This is a genomic window from Yonghaparkia sp. Root332, assembly GCF_001425665.1.
Lineage (GTDB): Bacteria > Actinomycetota > Actinomycetes > Actinomycetales > Microbacteriaceae > Microcella.
In genome coordinates, this window is the sequence record NZ_LMCX01000002.1 from 613,103 (window position 1) to 630,935 (window position 17,833).

The window sequence follows — 17,833 nt, forward strand, 5'->3', positions numbered from 1 at the left end:
CATATTCGTGTCGGCGGTCGCCGCTACCGTCGCACTCGGGCGCACCGGCGTCCGGAGAGGGAGCGGGAGCGTGCCCGAGAGCGTCGAGCAGTGGTGGGCGCGGCGGCAGTGGACGACCGGTCGCGAGGTGCCCTACCCGATCGGGCGCTATCGGGATGCCTGGGCCCCGTTCGCGATGCTGGTCGAGCAGTTCCGCCCCGACCGCAATCGCGCGCTCCTGCTGTCGCAGGTGCCACCCGCGGCGGAGGTGTGGCTCGTCTGGGTGTGCGCCATCGGCCACGAGTTCGTCGCGACCCCCGCCGAGCAGCGAGCACGACCCGGCCGGTCGCGCTCCAACCGCTCGTGGTGCCCGATCTGCTCGGTGCCCGGGTTCCTGCCGGCGGGCGGCAAGTGGCCCCGCCCCGCCACCGCAGCCGCCCCGTCTCCCTCACCCGTCACCCCGCCGCCCGCGCGTCGCCCTCCCCGGCACGTGCCCGCGACCGCCGCCGCGCTCCCGACCGTGCGCGCCGCCGACGTCGCCGTCGGCCGCGCCTTCCGCAGCGCGATAGCCCCTCGAGCGACATCGGCGAGCGAGGGCGCGGTGCGCGCCGCGATCGAGGCCCGCCTCGCCGTCGACCTGACCCCGAACGCCGTGCGCATCCGAACGCCGTTCTTCGATCGGCTCGAGGTGTGGCCCGACATCGTCATCCCCGAGCTCGCGGTCGCGATCGAGCTCGACACGATCGGGCGCAACGCCGACGAGCACATCGGGCGCCGGGAATCCGTCGATCGTCGGAAGGATCGGCTGCTGCGCGAGGTGGGCTGGGAGGTCGTCCGCCTGCGCATCCGCCCCCTTCGTCCGCTCGGGCCCTTCGACCTCGTCGTGCCCGGGGTGTCGCAGCGAGCGATCGACGCCCTCGTCGACCGCGTCGCCGAGGCGCGCAGCCCGCTCTTCGTCGACGCCTACCGACGTGCGGGAGATGTCGGTGGTCGTGCCTAGCCTCGACTGAGGAGAGGAGCCGCATGACCACCGATGGCACCGCGCCCGCGCCCGCGCACGCCCGGCAGCGTGCGTCGGCCCGATCACCGGAGCATCGCGCTGCCGTCACCGCCCTCGCGCTCTCGGCCCTCGCGCTCTCGCCCATGCCGGCGCTCGAATGGTCGACGGCGAGCCACGCCGGTCGGTTCGAGCCGCTCTTCTCGTGGTCGCACCTCGCTCGTCTGGTTCGCGCGCTCGGCTCGACGGGCATGCCCTATCTGGTCGTCCAGCGGACAACGGACCCCGGCGAGCGCTTCGTGCAGTGCCTCGGCACGCGCGCCCGTCTCATCGTGGAGATCGGTGCGCGCGACGCCGTCTCCCGGCGGCATGCGGTCCAACGCGTCCGGCAGGGCAGCCCTCGGGGCGAGACGATCGACGTGCACCCGGAATCCGATCGCCGCCAGCCCGTCGATCTGAGCGAACTCCTCACGGCGGACCAGTTCCTCCGGATCGCGCACGACTGGCTCACTCTGGGCGTCGTGCCCGGGTTCGACCTCGACCCGGTGCCACTGGCGTGACCCCGTGTCTCGCGACTGACCGGGGGCCCCCAAACTAGAGGAACAGCGCCCAGAGCAGCGCGACGAACGTGAGCACGAAGATCGCGGGCGTCACGAAGCGGACGATCTCGACCCCGCGACCCATCGCGACGATGCGCCGCGAGAGCGTGCTGGAGGAGGGCATCGATCGCAGCGACTCGATGATCGCGCGCCCCTCGCTCGCGGCGGCGAACTGGGTGATCGCGCCGAGCACGCCCGAGGCGAGCAGGATCCCCGCCGCCGCGAGGCGCACGGGCAGCTCTGTCTCGGCGAGCCCGTCGACGAGCATCCACACCGTCACGGCGAGGAGGAAGGTCGGGGCGAGCTGCGAGACGATGATGTGCCAGCGGGCGGCGTTCCACTGCGCGATGAGCTCTGGCTCGGTCAACGGGGGCTCCCTGGGTCGTGCCGGACTCCGATCGAGCCCTCGCTACGATCGGCTCAGCCGCGATCGCGGCGATGATCATCAGAGTAGGGGAGCCGGCCGTGCGTTCAGCGCTGTGGGCGCTCGTGGCGGCGAGCATCCTCTGGGGCACGACGGGCACGGCCGCGAGCTTCGTGAGCGACGCCGTGAGCCCGATCGCCATCGGGGCCGCCACCATGGCGATCGGCGGCGCCCTGCTGCTGGCGATCAGCGCCCGCGGCGCGGTGGCCGCGGTGCGTCGGCCCGACACCCGGCGGTGGCTCCTCATCGGCGCCGTCGGCGTCGTCGCCTACCCGCTGGCCTTCTACTCGGCCATGGATCTCGCCGGTGTCGCGATCGGCAACGTCGTCGCGCTCGGCTCCGGGCCGCTGTTCGCCGCGCTCCTGGAGCGCGTCATCGACGGCCGTCGTCTGACCCGGCGGTGGATGCTCGGCGCGAGCGCCGGCATCGTCGGCGTCGCCCTGCTCGTCGCCGGCGGGCACGGCGGCGAGGGCGGCGCGGACTCCGCAGGCGTGCCGCTCGGCGTCGCGCTCGGGCTTCTCGCGGGCGCCGCGTACGCCTTGTACACCTTCGCCTCCGGGCGGGTGATCGGACTCGGCGTCTCGAGCCGTTCGACCATGGGCGCGGTGTTCGGGCTCGGGGCGATCCCGCTCGCGGTCGTCCTGCTCGCGACGGGCAGGCCCATCCTCGAGTCGCCGCAGGACGTCGCGATCATCGGCTACCTCGCCGTCGGGCCGATGCTCCTCGGCTACGTGCTGTTCGGCTGGGGGCTGCGGTCGATCCGCAGCTCGACGGTCACGGTCGTCACGCTGCTCGAGCCCGTCATCGCGACCCTCCTCGCCGTCCTGGTCGTGGGCGAGCGCCTCGACGCTCTCGGGTGGGCGGGGCTCGCGCTGATCCTCGTCGGGGTGACCGTCGTCTCCACGGCCCGTCGCCCCGTTCCGGCGCCGTAGCGCCCCTATCATCGGGGCATGGTCGACCCCCTCGAACCCGACGACGGAGACCCGGCTCGTCCGCCCGGCCCCCGCCGATCGACCTACACCCCGCCTCCCGCCGGTGCCGAGTACCGCCCCGGTTCGCTGACGGGCGACGCCGTAACCCTGCCCGCCGAGCCGCGCACGGAGCTGGGTGCCGAGCCGCGCGCCGAGCAGCCCGTCGAGCCGCCCGAGGAGTCCGACCGCGTCGTCTGGACGGTGCAGAGCTCGGAGCCCGAGATCGGGACCGCCGAGCCGCCCGTGCGCTCCGAGCCGCCCGCCGGGATCCCCGGCCGGACCGCTCCCGTCTCCGCGGTCGATCTCGCCGAGATCCCGGCGCCGCCCTCGCGCCTGTCGCTCTCCGACGCCGAGCTCGCGTCCGTCGTCGACCCGTCCACCGCCGCGCCCGGCAGCACGGCCGAGCTCATCGACCTCTTCGAGGAGCAGCTCGCCCTTCGCGCCGAGGAGGCTCAGCGCCTGTCCCTGTGGGAGCAGGCCGTGCGCGAGACGGGCCTGCCGCAGGCCGACGAGATCGTCGAGTCCGTCCGCAGCGCCTTCACCGGCATCATCGACGTCATCCCGCCGGCGCCGACGAGCGACGACCCGTGGGCGCGCTACCCGGGCGAGATCGCGCCGCCCCCGGCCTCGGCGGATGACAGCGAACCGCTCGTGATCCCGCCGATCGTGGGCCCCGAGGACATCGCCGCCGCGCTCGAGGTCGCCCCGCCGCCGCAGTCCGAGCCGCGCACCGAACCCGACGTGCGCACCGAGTCCGAGCCGTACCCCGGGCCGGTCGACCCCGGCCCCCACCCCGCCGCCTCGCTCGCCGGCATCCTCGCGGACGCCCCTCCGCCGTTCGGCCTCGTGCCCTCCGCCGTCGTCCCCCCTCCCGCGGACGAGGCGGCCTTCGCCCCGACCCCGGAGCCGCCGGCTCTCATCGAGCCGAGCGCTGAACCGCTCGTCGAGCCGAGCCCCGACCCGACCGCCGATCCGAGCGCCGAGGAGCCCGTTCGCCGCGCCGAACGGCCCATGCCCTCAGCGCCCGTCGGCGCCCCCACGGGTCCGATCCTGGCGAATCCTGCCGCGGTCGCGGCGGCGGCCCTCGGGTTCGATGACATCCTGCGCGCCGCGGGTGCGACGCCCGCGTCGGCGCCCGAGCCCGCGCTCGACCCGCCGGCGACCCTCGCCGCATCCTCCGCCGGCACCGTGCCGACAGCACTCTCGTCGACTGCGGCCACGACGCCTCCGCCGACGACGCCCCCGCCGAAGACGCCCCCGCCGAAGACGACCACGATGCCCCCGTCCACCACGGGCCCGTTCCAGGCAGTCCCCGTCCCCGACACGGGCGGGCGCTCCAACCCGCCCGCGCTGCGCGTCGAGGCCTCCGCGCTCGAGCCGACCCCCGTCGCGCTCCGCGCGGGACGCTCGATCCGCCTGTTCTGGCTCTGGTTCGCGGTCAACGCGAGCGTCGTGAGCATCGGTCTCGGCGGGATCCTCGTCGGGCTCGGCATGAGCCTGCGCCAGGCGATCCTGTCGGCGCTCGTCGGTGTCGCGGTCTCCTTCCTCGCGCTCGGCCTGGGCACGCTCGCCGGCAAGTGGAGCGGCCAGCCCACGATGGTCATCTCCCGCGCCACCTTCGGCATCGTCGGGAACCTCCTCCCCGCAGTGCTCGCGGTGGTCACGCGCCTGCTCTGGGCGGCCATCCTGCTCGGGATGCTCGGCGCCGGCGTCGCGGAGGCCCTCGTCTCGACCGGCATCGCCGCCGGAGCCGACCGGCTCGGGCTCGCGAGCGCGATCGCGACGACCGGCCTCGTGCTCGCCGCCGTCGTGGCCGGGTTCGGATACGGCATGATCGCGACCGTCGCCGCCGCCGCGAGCATCGTGTCGGGCATCCTCGTCGTTCTCGTCATCGCCCTCACCGCGCCTGCGGTCGACATGTCCGCCGCCCTCGCGATCCCCGACGGCGACTGGGCGCTCGTCGTCACCGGCGCCGTGCTCGTCTTCAGCGTCGTCGGGCTCGCGTGGGCGAACTCGAGCGGCGATCTCGCCCGCTACCAGTCGAAGGGCACGATCGGCGCGGGCGCGGTGCTGTTCGCCTCGTTCGGCGCGACCATCCCCGCCTTCGCCCTCATCGGGTGGGGGTCGACCCTCGCGAGCTCCGACCCCGAGCTGCGCGCGTCCCTCGCGACGAACCCGGTCGGCGCGCTCGTCGACCTCCTGCCCGCCGGGCTCGGCCTGCCGCTCGTCCTCGCGATCGCGCTGAGTCTCACGGCCGCCGCGGCGCTCGCGCTTTACTCGGGCGGGTTCGCTCTCCTCTCCACGGGGCTGCGCACCTCGCGGCCCATGGGCGTGCTCATCGGCGTCGTGATCACGGGCGCGATCGCGGCCCCCGTCGTCGCGATGGCGCCCTCGCTCGACGTGCTCGTGCGCGACGTGCTCACGACCCTCGCGGTGCCGGTCGCGGCGTGGGCGGGCATCTTCGGCGCCGAAACGATGATCCGCACGCGGCGCGTGCACTCGCCCTCCCTCCTGCAGTCCGGCGGGGTCTACCCGCCCGTCCGCTGGGTGAACACGGTCATGCTGGTCGTCGCGAGCGTGCTCGGCTGGGGCTTCACGAGCGCCGCCGTCGGCGGCCTCGACTGGCAGGGCTACCTGTGGGCGGCCACGGGCGGCTCGGGGGCTCTCGCCGAATCCGATGCGGGCGTCGCCGTGGCCCTTCTCGTGGGGCTGCTCACGCCCATCGTCGCGGGCATCCCGGCTGTCCGCCGGCTCCAGGCGGCCGAGTACAGGGCGTCCCTCGACTCCTAGACTGGGGGCATGCTCCGAACCGTCGCCGATGTCGTCTCCGCGGCGGAGCGGCTGTGGCCGCTGCGCGGCGCGGAGGAGTGGGACGCCCCCGGTCTCGTGAGCGGAGACCCGCTCGCGCCCGTCGAGCGCGTCCTGCTCGCCGTCGACGCGGTCGCCGCGACGGTCGACGAGGCGGTCGAGCGCGAGGCGCAGCTGCTCCTCGTCCACCACCCGCTGCTCATGCGCGGGGTCACGACGGTCGCCGAGTCGACGGCCAAGGGCGCGCTGCTCGCGCGTCTGATCCGCGGCGGGTGCGCGCTCTACGCTGCGCACACGAACGCCGACGTCGTCGAGTCGGGCACGAGCGCGCGGCTCGCCGAGCTCCTCCAGGTCGAGGATGCGCGGCCCATCGAGCCGTCGAGCGAGCACCCCGAGCGCGGCCTCGGGCGGGCGGGCCGACTCGCCGTGCCGATGACGCTCGAGGCCTTCGCGCGGCGCGTCGCGAGCATCCTGCCGCCGACGGTCGGGGGAGTCCGCGTCGCGGGTGATCCCGACCGGATGGTGCGCGCGGTCGCGGTCTGCGGCGGCGCGGGCGACTCGCTGCTCGGCGCGCCGCTCGTGCGCGAGGCCGACGTCTACGTGACCGCCGACCTCCGCCACCACCCCGCGAGCGAGGCCGTCGAGACGGCCCTCGTCGCCGGCGGCCCGGCCCTCATCGACGTGTCGCACTGGGCGAGCGAGTCGCTGTGGCTCGCGACCGCCGCCGACGAGCTGCGCGCGGCCCTGCCCGGGCTGGAGGTCGTCGAGAGCGACCGCCGCACCGACCCCTGGAGCTTCCAGATCGTCAACGAGACGCCGGCGACCCCGGCGCGAGAGAGGCACCCCTGATGGCACTCACCGCCAGCCCCGAGACCCAGGCGAGGCTGCTCGACCTGCAGCGACTCGACACCGCGCTGCAGCAGCTCGCGCACCGCTCCCGCACGCTCCCCGAGCGCGCGGCCGTGACAGCGCTGCAGGAGGATGCCGAGCGCATCAAGGCGGCCGTCGTCGAGACGAGCGGCCACCTCGAGGATGCCCGGCTCGAGCTCGGCCGCGCCGAGTCCGACGTGGAGCTCGTCGAGAAGCGCATCGCCCGCGACTCCGAGCGGCTGCAGTCGAGCTCGTCGGTGAAGGACATCCAGGGCCTCGAGCACGAGCTCGCCTCGCTGCGCACCCGGCTCGGCGATCTGGAGGAGATCGAGCTCGCCGTCATGGAGCGCATCGAGCTCCTCGAGCGCGCCGCGACGGGTGCCCGCGAGACGCTCGAGGCGCACACCGCTCGCCGCACGGTCGCCGAGGAGGAGCTCGCCGCCGCCCTCGCCGGGATCGACCGCGAGCGCGCCGACCTCGACGCGCAGCGCTCCGCGCTCGTCGCCGAGCTGCCCGCCGACCTCGTCGCGCTCTACGAGAAGCAGCGCGAGCGCTACGGCACCGGCGCCTCGCACCTGCGCGCTCGCGTGTCGAGCGCGAGCGGCGTGACGCTCACGGGCTCCGACCTCGAGATGGTGCGCCGCGCGGCGCCCGACGAGGTCGTCCTGTGCCCCGACTCGAACGCCATCCTCGTCCGCACCGCGGAGTCGGGTCTGTGACGGCTCGCGAGCTTCTCATCGAGGCCGACGGCGGCTCGCGCGGCAACCCGGGTCCGGCCGCGGGCGGTGCCGTCGTCATCGATCCCGCGAGCGGCGAGGTCATCGCCGAGGTCGGCGTCTGGGTGGGCACCGCGACCAACAACGTGGCCGAGTACTCGGGCATGCTCGCGGGCGTGCGCCGCGCCCTCGAGATCGATCCGGATGCCGCTCTCACGATCCGCATGGACTCCAAGCTCGTCGTCGAGCAGATGATGGGCCGCTGGAAGATCAAGCACCCCGCGATGGCCGAGCTCGCCGCCGAGGCCCGTCAGGCGCTCACGGGCACGCCCGTCCGCTTCGAGTGGGTGCCGCGACTGCAGAACTCCCGCGCCGACAAGTGCGCGAACGATGCGATGGATGCCCGGGCATCCTTCTCGCGCTGAGAGCGTTAGCCTGGGGGACGCAAGTGGGTCGGCCAGACGGTCGCGTCGGAGACACGCCCCCGCGAGGGGGAACGGCTCCGCCGAGGAACGTCCGGGCTCCGCAGAGCAGGGCGGTGGGTAACACCCACCCGGAGCAATCCGCGAGAAAGTGCAACAGAGAGCAGACCGCCTCCGGCCTCGTGCCGGCGGTAAGGGTGAAACGGTGGTGTAAGAGACCACCAGGGGCCCGAGCGATCGGGCTCGCTGGGTAAACCTCGCCCGGAGCAAGGTCAGACAGACACCGTCGAGGCGGCTCGCTGAGGTGTCGGGTAGACCGCTGGAACGTGCCGGCAACGTCACGTCGAGAGAGATGGCCGTCGAACGGGAGAGATCCCGGGAACAGAACCCGGCGTATCGGCCGGCCCACTTGCCTCATAACCGCATCACCGGTCGGGCGACGGATGCCCCGCTCACCACTGCGAGGGCGCGTAGTCCTTCAGGAAGACGCCGAAGAGCTCCTCGCCGGCCTCGCCGCGCACGATCGGGTCGTACACGCGCGCGGCGCCGTCGACGAGGTCGAGCGGGGCGTGGAAGCCCTCCTCGGCGAGCCGCAGCTTCGTCGGGTGCGGGCGCTCGTCGGTGATCCAGCCCGTGTCGACGCTCGTCATGAGGATGCGGTCCGACTCCCACATCTCCCGCGCACTCGTGCGGGTGAGCATGTTCATCGCGGCCTTCGCCATGTTCGTGTGCGGATGCCCCGGCCCCTTGTACCCGCGGCCGAACACGCCCTCCATCGCCGAGACGTTGACGACGTAGCGCCGCTCGAACGACGAAGCAGCCATCGACGGCCGCAGCCGATCGACCAGGATGAACGGCGCGACCGAGTTCGCGAGCTGCACCTCGAGCATCTCCAGCGGCTCGACAGAGCCGACCGCCTGGGTCCAACTGTTGACGTCGTGCAGGTCGGGCACGAGGCCGCCGGCGTCGATCGCGGTGCCGTCGCGGTGCCGGGCGAGGGATGCGCTCCCCGCCGTCAGGGCCGCCTGCGTCAGCTGCTCGGCCTTCGCGGCGGCCGCCGAGAGGATGGGGTGGGCGGCGACCGACTCCGCGAGAGCCAGCGGGTGCGGATCCATCGTGTGGCCGAACGTCACGAGCTCCGGCAGCGGCCCGTCGGGCAGGGGCGCGAGCTCGGCCTCGATGAGCGGCTGGTACGCGCCGGGCGAGCGCCGCACGGTCTGCGCGGCGTTGTTGATCAGGATGTCGAGCGGACCGGCGTCGGCGACCGACTCGGCGAGCCCGATCACCTGGGCGGGGTCGCGCAGGTCGATCCCGACGATGCGCAGGCGGTCGATCCACTCGGCCGAGTCCGGCAGCGCCGAGAAGCGGCGCACCGCGTCGCGGGGGAAGCGCGTCGTGATCGTCGTGTGGGCTCCATCCCGCAGCAGTCGGAGGGCGATGTACATCCCGATCTTGGCGCGACCTCCGGTGAGCAGGGCGCGGCGCCCCGTCAGGTCGGTCCGGGCATCCCTCTTCGCGTGGTTGAGCCGGGCGCAGTCGGGGCAGAGCTGGTGGTAGAACGCGTCGACGAGCGTGTACGGCTTCTTGCAGATGTAGCACGCCTGCGGCCGCGTGAGCTCGCCCGCGAAGGGAGCGTCGGTCGACGAGCTGATGTCCACGCCGCGGGTCTCGTCGTCGATGCGCTCCGGCGAGCCGGTCGCGGTCGCGGCGATCACCGCGCGGTCGGCGTCCGCGATCTCGGTGCGCTTGTCGACCCGGCGCCGCACCTTCACGGCGCGGATCATGTGCGCGGTCGCGCGGCGCACGGCGACGAAGTCGGGGTCGTCCTCGTCGAGGCCGTGGAGGGCCTCGAGCACGCGCAGGGTGGCGGCGAGGTCGTCGGGGTCGATCCGGTTCGGTGCGGGAGGCGGGGTGGGCACACGGAATCGTACCGGCCGCCTGCCCGGCGCCGCGCCGCATCCGACACGCCCGGAATTCAGGCGCGACCGAACCGCATAGGAACTGCTCAGGATCGAGGAATCGTCGCGCTACTGGACGGCGGCGCCGAGGAGCGCGCCCGCCGCGAAGGTGACGGCGAGGGCGATCGCGCCGCCGACCAGGACGCGGATCGTGGGTCGCACCCAGTGGCTGTCGCCGAGCCGCGCGCCGATCGCGCCCGTGACGCCGAGGGCGACGAGGACGGCGGCGAAGGTGATGGGGATCCTCAGCCCCTCCGGCGGGAGAAGGATCGCCAGCATCGGCAGGACGGCCCCGAGGAGGAACGCGAGGCCGGAGGCGCGGGCCGCCTGCCACGGCTTGAGCACCTCGTGCTCGTCGATGTGGAGCTCTGCCTCGAGGTGCGCGCCGAGCGCGTCGTGCGCCGTGAGCTCCTCCGCGACGCGCAGCGCAGTGGCCTCCGTGAGGCCTTTTCCCCGGTAGATGGCGGCGAGCTCCGCCAGTTCTTCCTCCGGCTGCTCGGCCAGCTCGCGCTTCTCCTTCGCGATGAGCGCGCTCTGACTGTCGCGCGCGCTCGAGACCGAGACGTACTCGCCGAGCGCCATCGAGATCGCGCCTCCGATGACGGCGGCGAGTCCCGCGGCGAGGATCGGCTGCGTGTCGGAGGTCGCTCCCGCCACGCCCACGACGACCGCCGCGACCGACACGATGCCGTCGTTGGCGCCGAGGACGCCGGCGCGGATCCGGTTGACCCGATCGGTGAAGGCGCCGCGGTCGTGGGGTTCTTCCCGATGGAGTGAGATCGCGGGGGAGTCGGACATAGGGGAAGTCAAGCACTCGAGCCCCCCTGGCTCAATGAAGGCGAGGCTATGCACACTCACAGCGGCCCCGTCGAGCCCCGACCTGTATTCCTCGCTCTGCATGGGTCGGCACGTACTGTGGAATGCATCCACCGGGTCAGCCCGGGTGCACATGGCGGCTGGGAAGTCGGCGACTCGATTCCGGAAGGCCCCATGACCTCCATCACCAGCTCCACCCTCGGTGCGGTCCGCCCGACCACCCCGCGCGACCCGGCGGCGCCGCACCCTACGAGCACCTACTCGGCGCTCATGCGAACCGTGCGTGACGCCGGCCTCCTGCGCCGCCGCCGCGGCTTCTACTTCGCCGTCTTCGGCGCCCTCGTCGTCGCCCTCGGCGGCGCGATCACGGGCTTCGTCCTTCTGGGCGACTCCTGGTACCAGCTGCTCATCGCTGCCGCTCTCGGCATCATCCTCACGCAGATCGCCTTCGTGACCCACGAGGCCTCGCACCGCCAGGTCTTCGAGTCGGGCAAGGCGAACGATCGCGCCGGCCGCTGGCTCGCCGCCGGTGTCGTCGGCATCAGCTACCACTGGTGGATGCACAAGCACTCGCGCCACCACTCGAAGCCGAACCAGGTCGGTGCCGACCCGGACATCGCCCCCGACACGATCCGCTTCACCGAGTCCGACGCCGCAGAGGTCCGCGGGCCGCTCGCGCTGATCACGCGCCGCCAGGGCTGGCTGTTCTTCCCCCTCCTGACCCTCGAGGGCATCAACCTCCACGTGCGCTCGATCATGAGCCTGTTCGAGAAGGGGAGGATCGAGGGCCGCGCGCTCGAGCTGACGCTCATCGGCCTCCGCCTGAGCCTCTACGTCGCCGTGATCTTCTGGGCGCTGCCGCTCGGCCTGGCCTTCGCCTTCCTCGGCGTGCAGCTGGCCGTCTTCGGCGTGTACATGGGCGCCTCCTTCGCGCCCAACCACAAGGGGATGCCCATCCTCCCGCACGACTCCAAGCTCGACTTCCTCAGCCGCCAGATCATCACCTCGCGCAACATCAAGGGCGGGTGGTGGTCGACGGCCCTCTTCGGCGGGCTCAACCACCAGGTCGAGCACCACCTGTTCCCGAACATGCCGCGCCCCGCGCTCGCGAAGGCCCGCGAGATCACCCGCGAGTACGCCCGGCAGCTCGGCATCCCCTACACGGAGGCCGGCGTCGGCGAGTCGTACCGCATCGTCATCCGCTACCTCAACGAGGTGGGCCTGCAGGCGCGCGACCCGTTCGACTGCCCGATGGTCAACCGGTTCCGCCGCGCGTAGTCCGCGCCTCGGCACGATCCTCGCGAACGCCCGGCCCTCGTGCCGGGCGTTCGTCGTTCCCCCGGGCGCGGCCTAGGTGTGCTCGGGGCGGTGCGCGAGCGCCGCGGCGCCCAGGATCCCCGCGTTGTTGCGGAGCGTCGCCGGGACGATCGGGGTGCGCAGGTCGATCAGGGGCAGGAACTGCTCGTGGTGCTTCGAGACGCCGCCGCCGACGATGAAGAGGTCGGGCGAGAAGAGGAACTCGACGTGCGCGTAGAAGCGTTGCAGCCGGGCCGCCCACTCCTCGAACGAGAGCTCCTCGCGCTCCCGGACATCGTTGGAGGCCCACGTCTCGGCGTCCGCTCCGTCGAGCTCGAGGTGGCCGAGCTCGGTGTTCGGGATGAGTGCGCCGTCGAAGAGGAAGGCGCTGCCGATTCCCGTGCCGAGCGTCGTCATGATGACGAGGCCGTCCTGGCCCGCGGCGGCACCGTACCGCGCCTCGGCCACGCCCGCGGCGTCGGCGTCGTTGACGAAGTGGATGCCGCGGCCGAGTCCCGCCTCGAACAGCGCCTCGGCCTCGAGGCCGATCCACTCGTCCGAGACGTTCGCGGCCGACATCGTGCGGCCGGCTATCACGATCGCGGGGAAGCAGACGCCGACGGGAACCCCGGCGGGAGCATCCAGCTCGGCGAGGATGTCGGCGGTCGTCTCGACGATCGCGGCGGGCGCACCGCCCGCGGGCGTCGCGCGCTTGACGCGCTCGCTGCGCAGCTCGCCGGTCGCGAGATCGACGAGGGCTCCCTTGATGCCCGTGCCTCCGATGTCGATGCCGACGGCGATCGTCATAGCGGATGTCCTTCCTTCGGGCGGTCGGTCGGCCTCACGGCAGCGTGAGGATCTCCGCTCCGCGCTCGGTGACGACGAGCGTGTGCTCGAACTGCGCGCTGAGCGAGCGGTCCTTCGTCGTGACGGTCCAGTCGTCGGGCCAGAGATCCCACTCGATCGAGCCGAGCGTCAGCATGGGCTCGATCGTGAAGACCATGCCAGGCTCCATGACCGTCGAGTAGTCGGGCGCGGCGTCGTAGTGGGGCACGATGAGCCCGGAGTGGAACGAGCGGCCGACGCCGTGACCGGTGAAGTCGCGCACGACGCCGTAGCCGAAGCGCTTCGCGTAGGCCTCGATCGCGCGGCCGATCACATTGATCTGCCGGCCCGGCGCGACGGCCTTGATGCCGCGGTTGAGGGCCTCCTGCGTCCGTTCGACGAGGAGCCGGGCATCCTCGCTCGCGGTGCCCGCGATGAAGGTCTTGTTGAGGTCGCCGTGGACGCCGTTCGCGAAGGCCGTGATGTCGATGTTGACGATGTCGCCGTCGGCGATCACGGTGTCGTCGGGGATCCCGTGGCAGATGACCTCGTTGATGCTCGTGCAGCTCGACTTGGGGAAGCCCCGGTATCCGAGCGTCGACGGATAGGCGTCGTGGGCGAGGAGGAACTCGTGCGCGATCCGGTCGAGCTCGTCGGTCGTGATGCCCGGGCGGATGGCCTCGCCGACCGTCTCGACCGCCTGGGCGGCGATGCGTCCGGAGTGGCGGATGAGCTCGATCGTCTCGGCGTCGTAGACGTCGCCGCCGACGTGCGCGGCGGGAGAGGCCTTCCCGACGTACTCGGGACGGGGGATGCTCGCCGGAACCTGACGCTGCGGTGAGAGCCGCCCGGCGATGAGGTGTCCGGACGCGTCGCGAGGCATAGGGTCGAGTCTACCGAGCGAGGGGAGACGGTCATGGCCGACGATCGAGCGACGCAGTGGTGGTACAACCATCGGACCGGCGAGGTGGAGGAGGGCCCCCAGTCGCTGGGCTCCGACCGCGACGGCCCGTATTCCAGCCGCGAGGAGGCCGCGCGCGCTCCCGAGATCGCGCGCGAGCGCGCCCGTGCCTGGGCGGCGGAGGACGCCGCCGAGAGCTGAGCGCGGGGAAGGGCGGAGGCTAGTTCGCGCGCTCCTGCAGCGCCTGCTCGGCCGTGTCGTCCTCGTAGGAGTGATCGGCGTCGGGGTACGCGCCCGACTCGACGTCCGCGCGGTAGGCGAGCGCGGCATCCGTGAGCACCTGCCGCAGGTTCGCGTACTGCTTCACGAACTTCGGGATGCGCCCGCTCGACAGCCCCGCCCAGTCCGTCCAGACGACGAGCTGGCCGTCGCAGTGCGGGCCCCCGCCGACGGAGATCGTGGGGATGCTCAGCGCCTCGGTCACGCGGCGCGCGGCCTCGGCCGGCACCATCTCGAGCACGACCGCGAACGCGCCTGCTTCTTCGACGGCCTTCGCGTCGGCGAGCAGCAGATCGGCGGCCTCGCCGCGGCCCTGGATGACGTGGCCGCCGAGGCCGTGCTCGCTCTGCGGGGTGAAGCCGATGTGGCCCATGACGGGGATGCCCGCCGAGACGATGCGACGGATCTGCTCGGCCGAGCGCACCCCGCCCTCGAGCTTGACGGCGTGGGCGCCCGTCTCCTTCATGAAGCGGAACGCCGTGTGGAGCGCCTCGTCGGGGCCGGTCTCGTACGAGCCGAAGGGCATGTCGGCGACGACGAGCGCGCGCTTGACGCCGTGCACGACACCGCGCGTGAGCGGAATGAGGTCATCGATCGTCACAGGGAGCGTCGTGTCGTAGCCGAGCACGGTGTTGCCCGCCGAGTCGCCGACGAGCAGGAAGTCGATGCCCGCCTCGTCGAAGATCTGCGCCGTGAGCACGTCGTACGACGTGAGGCCGGTGATCTTGATGCCCTGCTCCTTCGCCCGTGCGAAGTGACGGGTGCGGACGCGCTTGAGTGCCTGCTCAGCCATGCGATCCACCCTAGACCCGAGGGCGGGGGCTCACTCGGTCGGGCGGTAGGTGATCGGCAGGCGCCGGTCGCGCCCGAACGCCATGCCCGAGATCTTCGGCCCGATCGCGCCCTGGCGGCGCTTCCACTCGGCGCGATCGACGAGGCCCGTGATGCGGTGAACGAGGTCGGGGTCGTAGCCGAGGTCGACGATGTCGTCCTTGCCGAGGTGGCGCGTGATGTACGCCTCGAGCACGGCGTCGAGGAGCTCGTACGGCGGCAGGGTGTCCTGGTCGACCTGGTCGGGCCGCAGTTCGGCGCTCGGCGGCTTGGCGATCGAGTTCTCGGGGATGGGCGGGGTCTCGCCGCGCGCGACCGCGTGCTCGTTGCGCCAGCGCGCGAGCTCCCACACGAGAGTCTTCGGGACGTCCTTGATCGGGGCGAACCCGCCCACCGAGTCTCCGTAGATCGTCGAGTAGCCGACGGCGAGCTCGGTCTTGTTGCCGGTCGTGAGCACGAGGTGGCCGTGCATGTTCGACAGCCCCATGAGGATGATGGCCCGGATGCGCGCCTGCAGGTTCTCGGCGGCGATGCCGTTGAGCGCGAGCTGGCTCTCGACCGGCGCCACGAGATCGGCGATGGGCTCGACCGAGTAGTGCAGGCCCAGGCGCTCGGCGAGGTCGTCGGCGTCGGATCGGCTGTGGTCGCTGCTCCAGCGGCTCGGCATGCTCACGCCCTGCACGGCGTCGGGCCCGAGCGCGTCGACGGCGATCGCGGCGCAGACGGCGGAGTCGATGCCGCCGGAGAGCCCGAGGATCACCGAGCTGAATCCGTTCTTGCCGACGTAGTCGCGCACCCCCAGCACGAGCGCGTTCCAGATCTGCTCGCGGTCGTCCGGCAGCTCGGCCACGTCGCGGGGCAGCTCGGGCTGAGGCGAGTCCGCGGCCGCGATCGCGACGCGGGCGACCGCGGGCGGGAGCGGCGTGTCGGTCGCGGCCGCGGCATCCACGTCGACGACGAGCAGGTGCTCGGCGAACTGGGGCGCGCGGGCGAGGATGACGCCGTCGCCGTCGACGACGACGCTGTCGCCGTCGAACACGAGGTCGTCCTGCCCGCCGACGATGTTGACGTACGCGACGACGGTGCCGGTCTCGACAGCGCGGCGGGTGACGAGCGGCAGGCGCACCTCGTCCTTGTCGCGCTCGAAGGGCGAGGCGTTGATGACGACGAGGAGCCCTGCGTCGGCCTCGAGCACGCGGCCGACGGGGCCGCCGTCGCGCCAGAGGTCCTCGCAGACGATGAGGGCGACGTCGACGTCGCGGATGCGCAGCACGAGCAGCTCGTCGCCCGGGATGAACACGCGGTACTCGTCGAAGACGGAGTAGTTGGGCAGGTGGTGCTTGGCGTACCGCGCGACGACGGCGCCGCGGTGGAGGACGCTCGCGACGTTCTGCGCGATCGCCGTCGGGGCGTTCGAGGTGCCGAGCTCGCGCGGCGGGTGCGGACCGTCGGGGTGGCCGATGATGACGACGAGCTCGCCGAGACCCTCGGCCTCGAGGCGGGCCGCGAGCTCGTGCGCGGCGCGGCTCGCGGCGACCAGGAAGGAGGGCCGCGAGGCGAGGTCCTCGATGGGGTAGCCGGTGAGCGCCATCTCGCCCATCGCCAGCAGATCGGCCCCCGCGGCGTGCGCCTCGCGGGCTGCCGAGAGCACCTGCTCGGCGTTGCCGCGGAGGTCTCCGACGACGGGGTTGGACTGGCCGAGTGCCAAGCGGAGACGGGGCATAGCCGGTAGCCTAACGCTGGGTCCTGGTGGCCCATCCGCCGTCGAGGAAGGGCCCCATGGACAAGCAGCGCGACTTCGTTCTCCGCACGATCGAGGAGCGCGGCGTGAAGTTCGTCCGGCTGTGGTTCACCGACGTCGTGGGCACCCTCAAGATGGTCGCGATCGCCCCCGCGGAGGTCGAGGGCGCCTTCGCCGAGGGCCTCGGATTCGACGGCTCGGCGATCGAGGGCTTCACGCGCGCCTTCGAGGCCGACGTGCTCGCGCACCCCGATCCGACCACGTTCCAGATCCTCCCGTGGCGCGGCGAGGTCGACCCGACCGCGCGGATGTTCTGCGACATCACGACGCCCGACGGCCAGCCCGCCGCCGCCGACCCGCGGCACGTGCTCAAGCGCGCGCTCGCGAAGGCCGCCGACCGCGGCTTCACCTTCTACACGCACCCCGAGATCGAGTTCTACCTGCTCAAGAGCAGCAAGTACGGCCCCGAGGGCCCCGAGCCCGTCGACTCCGCCGGCTACTTCGACAACGTGCCCGGCGGCACCGCGCACGACTTCCGCCGCCGTGCGGTGCGCATGCTGGAGGACCTCGGCATCTCGGTCGAGTTCAGCCACCACGAGGCGGGCCCCGGTCAGAACGAGATCGACCTCCGCTACGCCGACGCGCTCACGACCGCCGACAACATCATGACCTTCCGCACGGTCATCAAGGAGGTCGCGATCGAGCAGGGCGTCTACGCGACGTTCATGCCGAAGCCCCTCGCGAAGCACCCCGGGTCGGGCATGCACACGCACCTGTCGCTCTTCGAGGGCGACTCGAACGCGTTCTTCGATCCCGCCGGCCAGTACCAGCTCTCTCAGATCGGCCGCCAGTTCGTCGCGGGCATCCTCACCCACGCCCCCGAGATCACCGCCGTGACCAACCAGTTCGTCAACTCGTACAAGCGGCTGTGGAGCGGCGACGAGGCCCCGAGCTACGTCACGTGGGGCCACAACAACCGCTCGGCTCTCGTCCGCGTGCCGCTCTACAAGCCCGGCAAGGGCCAGAGCGCTCGCATCGAGTACCGCGGCGTCGACTCGGCCGCGAACCCGTACCTGGCCTACTCGCTCCTTCTCGCGGCGGGTCTGAAGGGCATCGAGGAGGGCTACGAGCTTCCTCCCGAGGCCGAGAACACCGTGTGGGCGCTCACCGAGGCCGAGCGCCGCGCACTCGGCTACCAGGCGCTGCCGGCGAGCCTCGACCGCGCGCTCAGCCTGATGGAGAACAGCGAGCTCGTCGCCGAGACGCTCGGCGAGCAGGTCTTCAACTACGTGCTGCTGAACAAGCGCGCGGAGTGGAAGGAGTACCGCGAGCAGGTCACGCCGTACGAGCTCAAGAGCAACCTCGAGATCCTCTAGCTCGCCGCGCGCTCCGCGCCCCCG

General features: G+C 72.5%; 17 protein-coding genes and 1 other RNA gene. 11 read left to right on the forward strand and 7 right to left on the reverse strand.

What is annotated here, in order from left to right; translation table 11 throughout:
- Positions 1–70 precede the first annotated feature (70 nt).
- The gene (locus ASC54_RS10550; RefSeq protein ID WP_055898929.1) at positions 71–979 is read left to right on the forward strand and encodes a zinc-ribbon domain-containing protein; all 909 of its coding nucleotides are present in this window, start codon (positions 71–73) and stop codon (positions 977–979) included.
- Positions 980–1,002: 23 nt separating this feature from the next.
- Positions 1,003–1,536 (forward strand): hypothetical protein, encoded by a 534-nt coding sequence (locus tag ASC54_RS10555; protein ID WP_055898931.1) that lies wholly within the window; start codon positions 1,003–1,005, stop codon positions 1,534–1,536.
- 34 nt (positions 1,537–1,570) lie between these two features.
- Here ASC54_RS10555 and ASC54_RS10560 read toward each other — a convergent pair whose 3' ends face one another.
- On the reverse strand, positions 1,571–1,942 hold the full coding sequence (locus ASC54_RS10560; RefSeq protein WP_055898934.1) for a hypothetical protein: 372 nt from the start codon (positions 1,940–1,942) through the stop codon (positions 1,571–1,573).
- Positions 1,943–2,040: 98 nt separating this feature from the next.
- Between ASC54_RS10560 and ASC54_RS10565 the strand changes: the two genes are divergently transcribed.
- The 6 genes from ASC54_RS10565 to rnpB all read left to right on the forward strand — a co-directional run bounded on the left by ASC54_RS10565 (position 2,041) and on the right by rnpB (position 8,198).
- On the forward strand, positions 2,041–2,931 hold the full coding sequence (locus tag ASC54_RS10565) for a DMT family transporter (RefSeq protein ID WP_235451454.1): 891 nt from the start codon (positions 2,041–2,043) through the stop codon (positions 2,929–2,931).
- 18 nt (positions 2,932–2,949) lie between these two features.
- Complete coding sequence (locus ASC54_RS10570) at positions 2,950–5,760, forward strand: cytosine permease (RefSeq protein WP_055898936.1); 2,811 nt, start codon at positions 2,950–2,952, stop codon at positions 5,758–5,760.
- 9 nt (positions 5,761–5,769) lie between these two features.
- Entirely contained in the window at positions 5,770–6,627 is an 858-nt protein-coding gene (locus ASC54_RS10575; protein ID WP_055898939.1) for a Nif3-like dinuclear metal center hexameric protein, read from the forward strand.
- A complete protein-coding gene (locus ASC54_RS10580) occupies positions 6,627–7,367 on the forward strand; it encodes a zinc ribbon domain-containing protein (RefSeq protein WP_055898941.1) in 741 nt (246 codons plus the stop codon). The genes ASC54_RS10575 and ASC54_RS10580 overlap by 1 nt, the downstream gene beginning before the upstream one ends.
- Positions 7,364–7,789 (forward strand): reverse transcriptase-like protein, encoded by a 426-nt coding sequence (locus ASC54_RS10585; protein WP_055898944.1) that lies wholly within the window; start codon positions 7,364–7,366, stop codon positions 7,787–7,789. Before ASC54_RS10580 ends, ASC54_RS10585 begins: the two co-directional genes overlap by 4 nt.
- Before the next feature lie 24 nt (positions 7,790–7,813).
- An RNA gene (rnpB, locus tag ASC54_RS12505) (RNase P RNA component class A) lies at positions 7,814–8,198 on the forward strand.
- Between the two features lie 40 nt (positions 8,199–8,238).
- Here rnpB and ASC54_RS10590 read toward each other — a convergent pair.
- Both ASC54_RS10590 and ASC54_RS10595 read right to left on the reverse strand, forming a co-directional pair.
- Positions 8,239–9,705, reverse strand: a complete 1,467-nt coding sequence (locus tag ASC54_RS10590; protein WP_055860914.1) for an SDR family NAD(P)-dependent oxidoreductase — start codon at positions 9,703–9,705, stop codon at positions 8,239–8,241.
- 108 nt (positions 9,706–9,813) lie between these two features.
- Positions 9,814–10,542, reverse strand: coding sequence for a VIT family protein (locus tag ASC54_RS10595; RefSeq protein ID WP_055860917.1), 729 nt, complete (start codon positions 10,540–10,542; stop codon positions 9,814–9,816).
- A gap of 192 nt (positions 10,543–10,734) precedes the next feature.
- Between ASC54_RS10595 and ASC54_RS10600 the strand changes: the two genes are divergently transcribed.
- Positions 10,735–11,838, forward strand: a complete 1,104-nt coding sequence (locus ASC54_RS10600) for an acyl-CoA desaturase (RefSeq protein ID WP_055898947.1) — start codon at positions 10,735–10,737, stop codon at positions 11,836–11,838.
- Between the two features lie 72 nt (positions 11,839–11,910).
- Here ASC54_RS10600 and ppgK read toward each other — a convergent pair whose 3' ends face one another.
- Both ppgK and map read right to left on the reverse strand, forming a co-directional pair.
- Positions 11,911–12,663, reverse strand: a complete 753-nt coding sequence (ppgK, locus tag ASC54_RS10605) for a polyphosphate--glucose phosphotransferase (protein WP_055898950.1) — start codon at positions 12,661–12,663, stop codon at positions 11,911–11,913.
- 34 nt (positions 12,664–12,697) lie between these two features.
- On the reverse strand, positions 12,698–13,564 hold the full coding sequence (map, locus tag ASC54_RS10610; protein ID WP_055898953.1) for a type I methionyl aminopeptidase: 867 nt from the start codon (positions 13,562–13,564) through the stop codon (positions 12,698–12,700).
- A 33-nt stretch (positions 13,565–13,597) separates the two neighbouring features.
- Here map and ASC54_RS10615 point away from each other — a divergent pair, with 33 nt between their 5' ends.
- Positions 13,598–13,783: a hypothetical protein gene (locus tag ASC54_RS10615; RefSeq protein ID WP_055898956.1), complete on the forward strand. Its 186-nt coding sequence runs from the start codon at positions 13,598–13,600 to the stop codon at positions 13,781–13,783.
- A 19-nt stretch (positions 13,784–13,802) separates the two neighbouring features.
- Here ASC54_RS10615 and panB read toward each other — a convergent pair whose 3' ends face one another.
- Both panB and ASC54_RS10625 read right to left on the reverse strand, forming a co-directional pair.
- Entirely contained in the window at positions 13,803–14,654 is an 852-nt protein-coding gene (panB, locus tag ASC54_RS10620; protein ID WP_055898959.1) for a 3-methyl-2-oxobutanoate hydroxymethyltransferase, read from the reverse strand.
- Between the two features lie 30 nt (positions 14,655–14,684).
- Positions 14,685–16,415: an NAD+ synthase gene (locus ASC54_RS10625; RefSeq protein ID WP_055898962.1), complete on the reverse strand. Its 1,731-nt coding sequence runs from the start codon at positions 16,413–16,415 to the stop codon at positions 14,685–14,687.
- Positions 16,416–16,471: 56 nt separating this feature from the next.
- Here ASC54_RS10625 and ASC54_RS10630 point away from each other — a divergent pair, with 56 nt between their 5' ends.
- Complete coding sequence (locus ASC54_RS10630) at positions 16,472–17,809, forward strand: glutamine synthetase family protein (protein WP_055860943.1); 1,338 nt, start codon at positions 16,472–16,474, stop codon at positions 17,807–17,809.
- Positions 17,810–17,833: the final 24 nt, after the last annotated feature.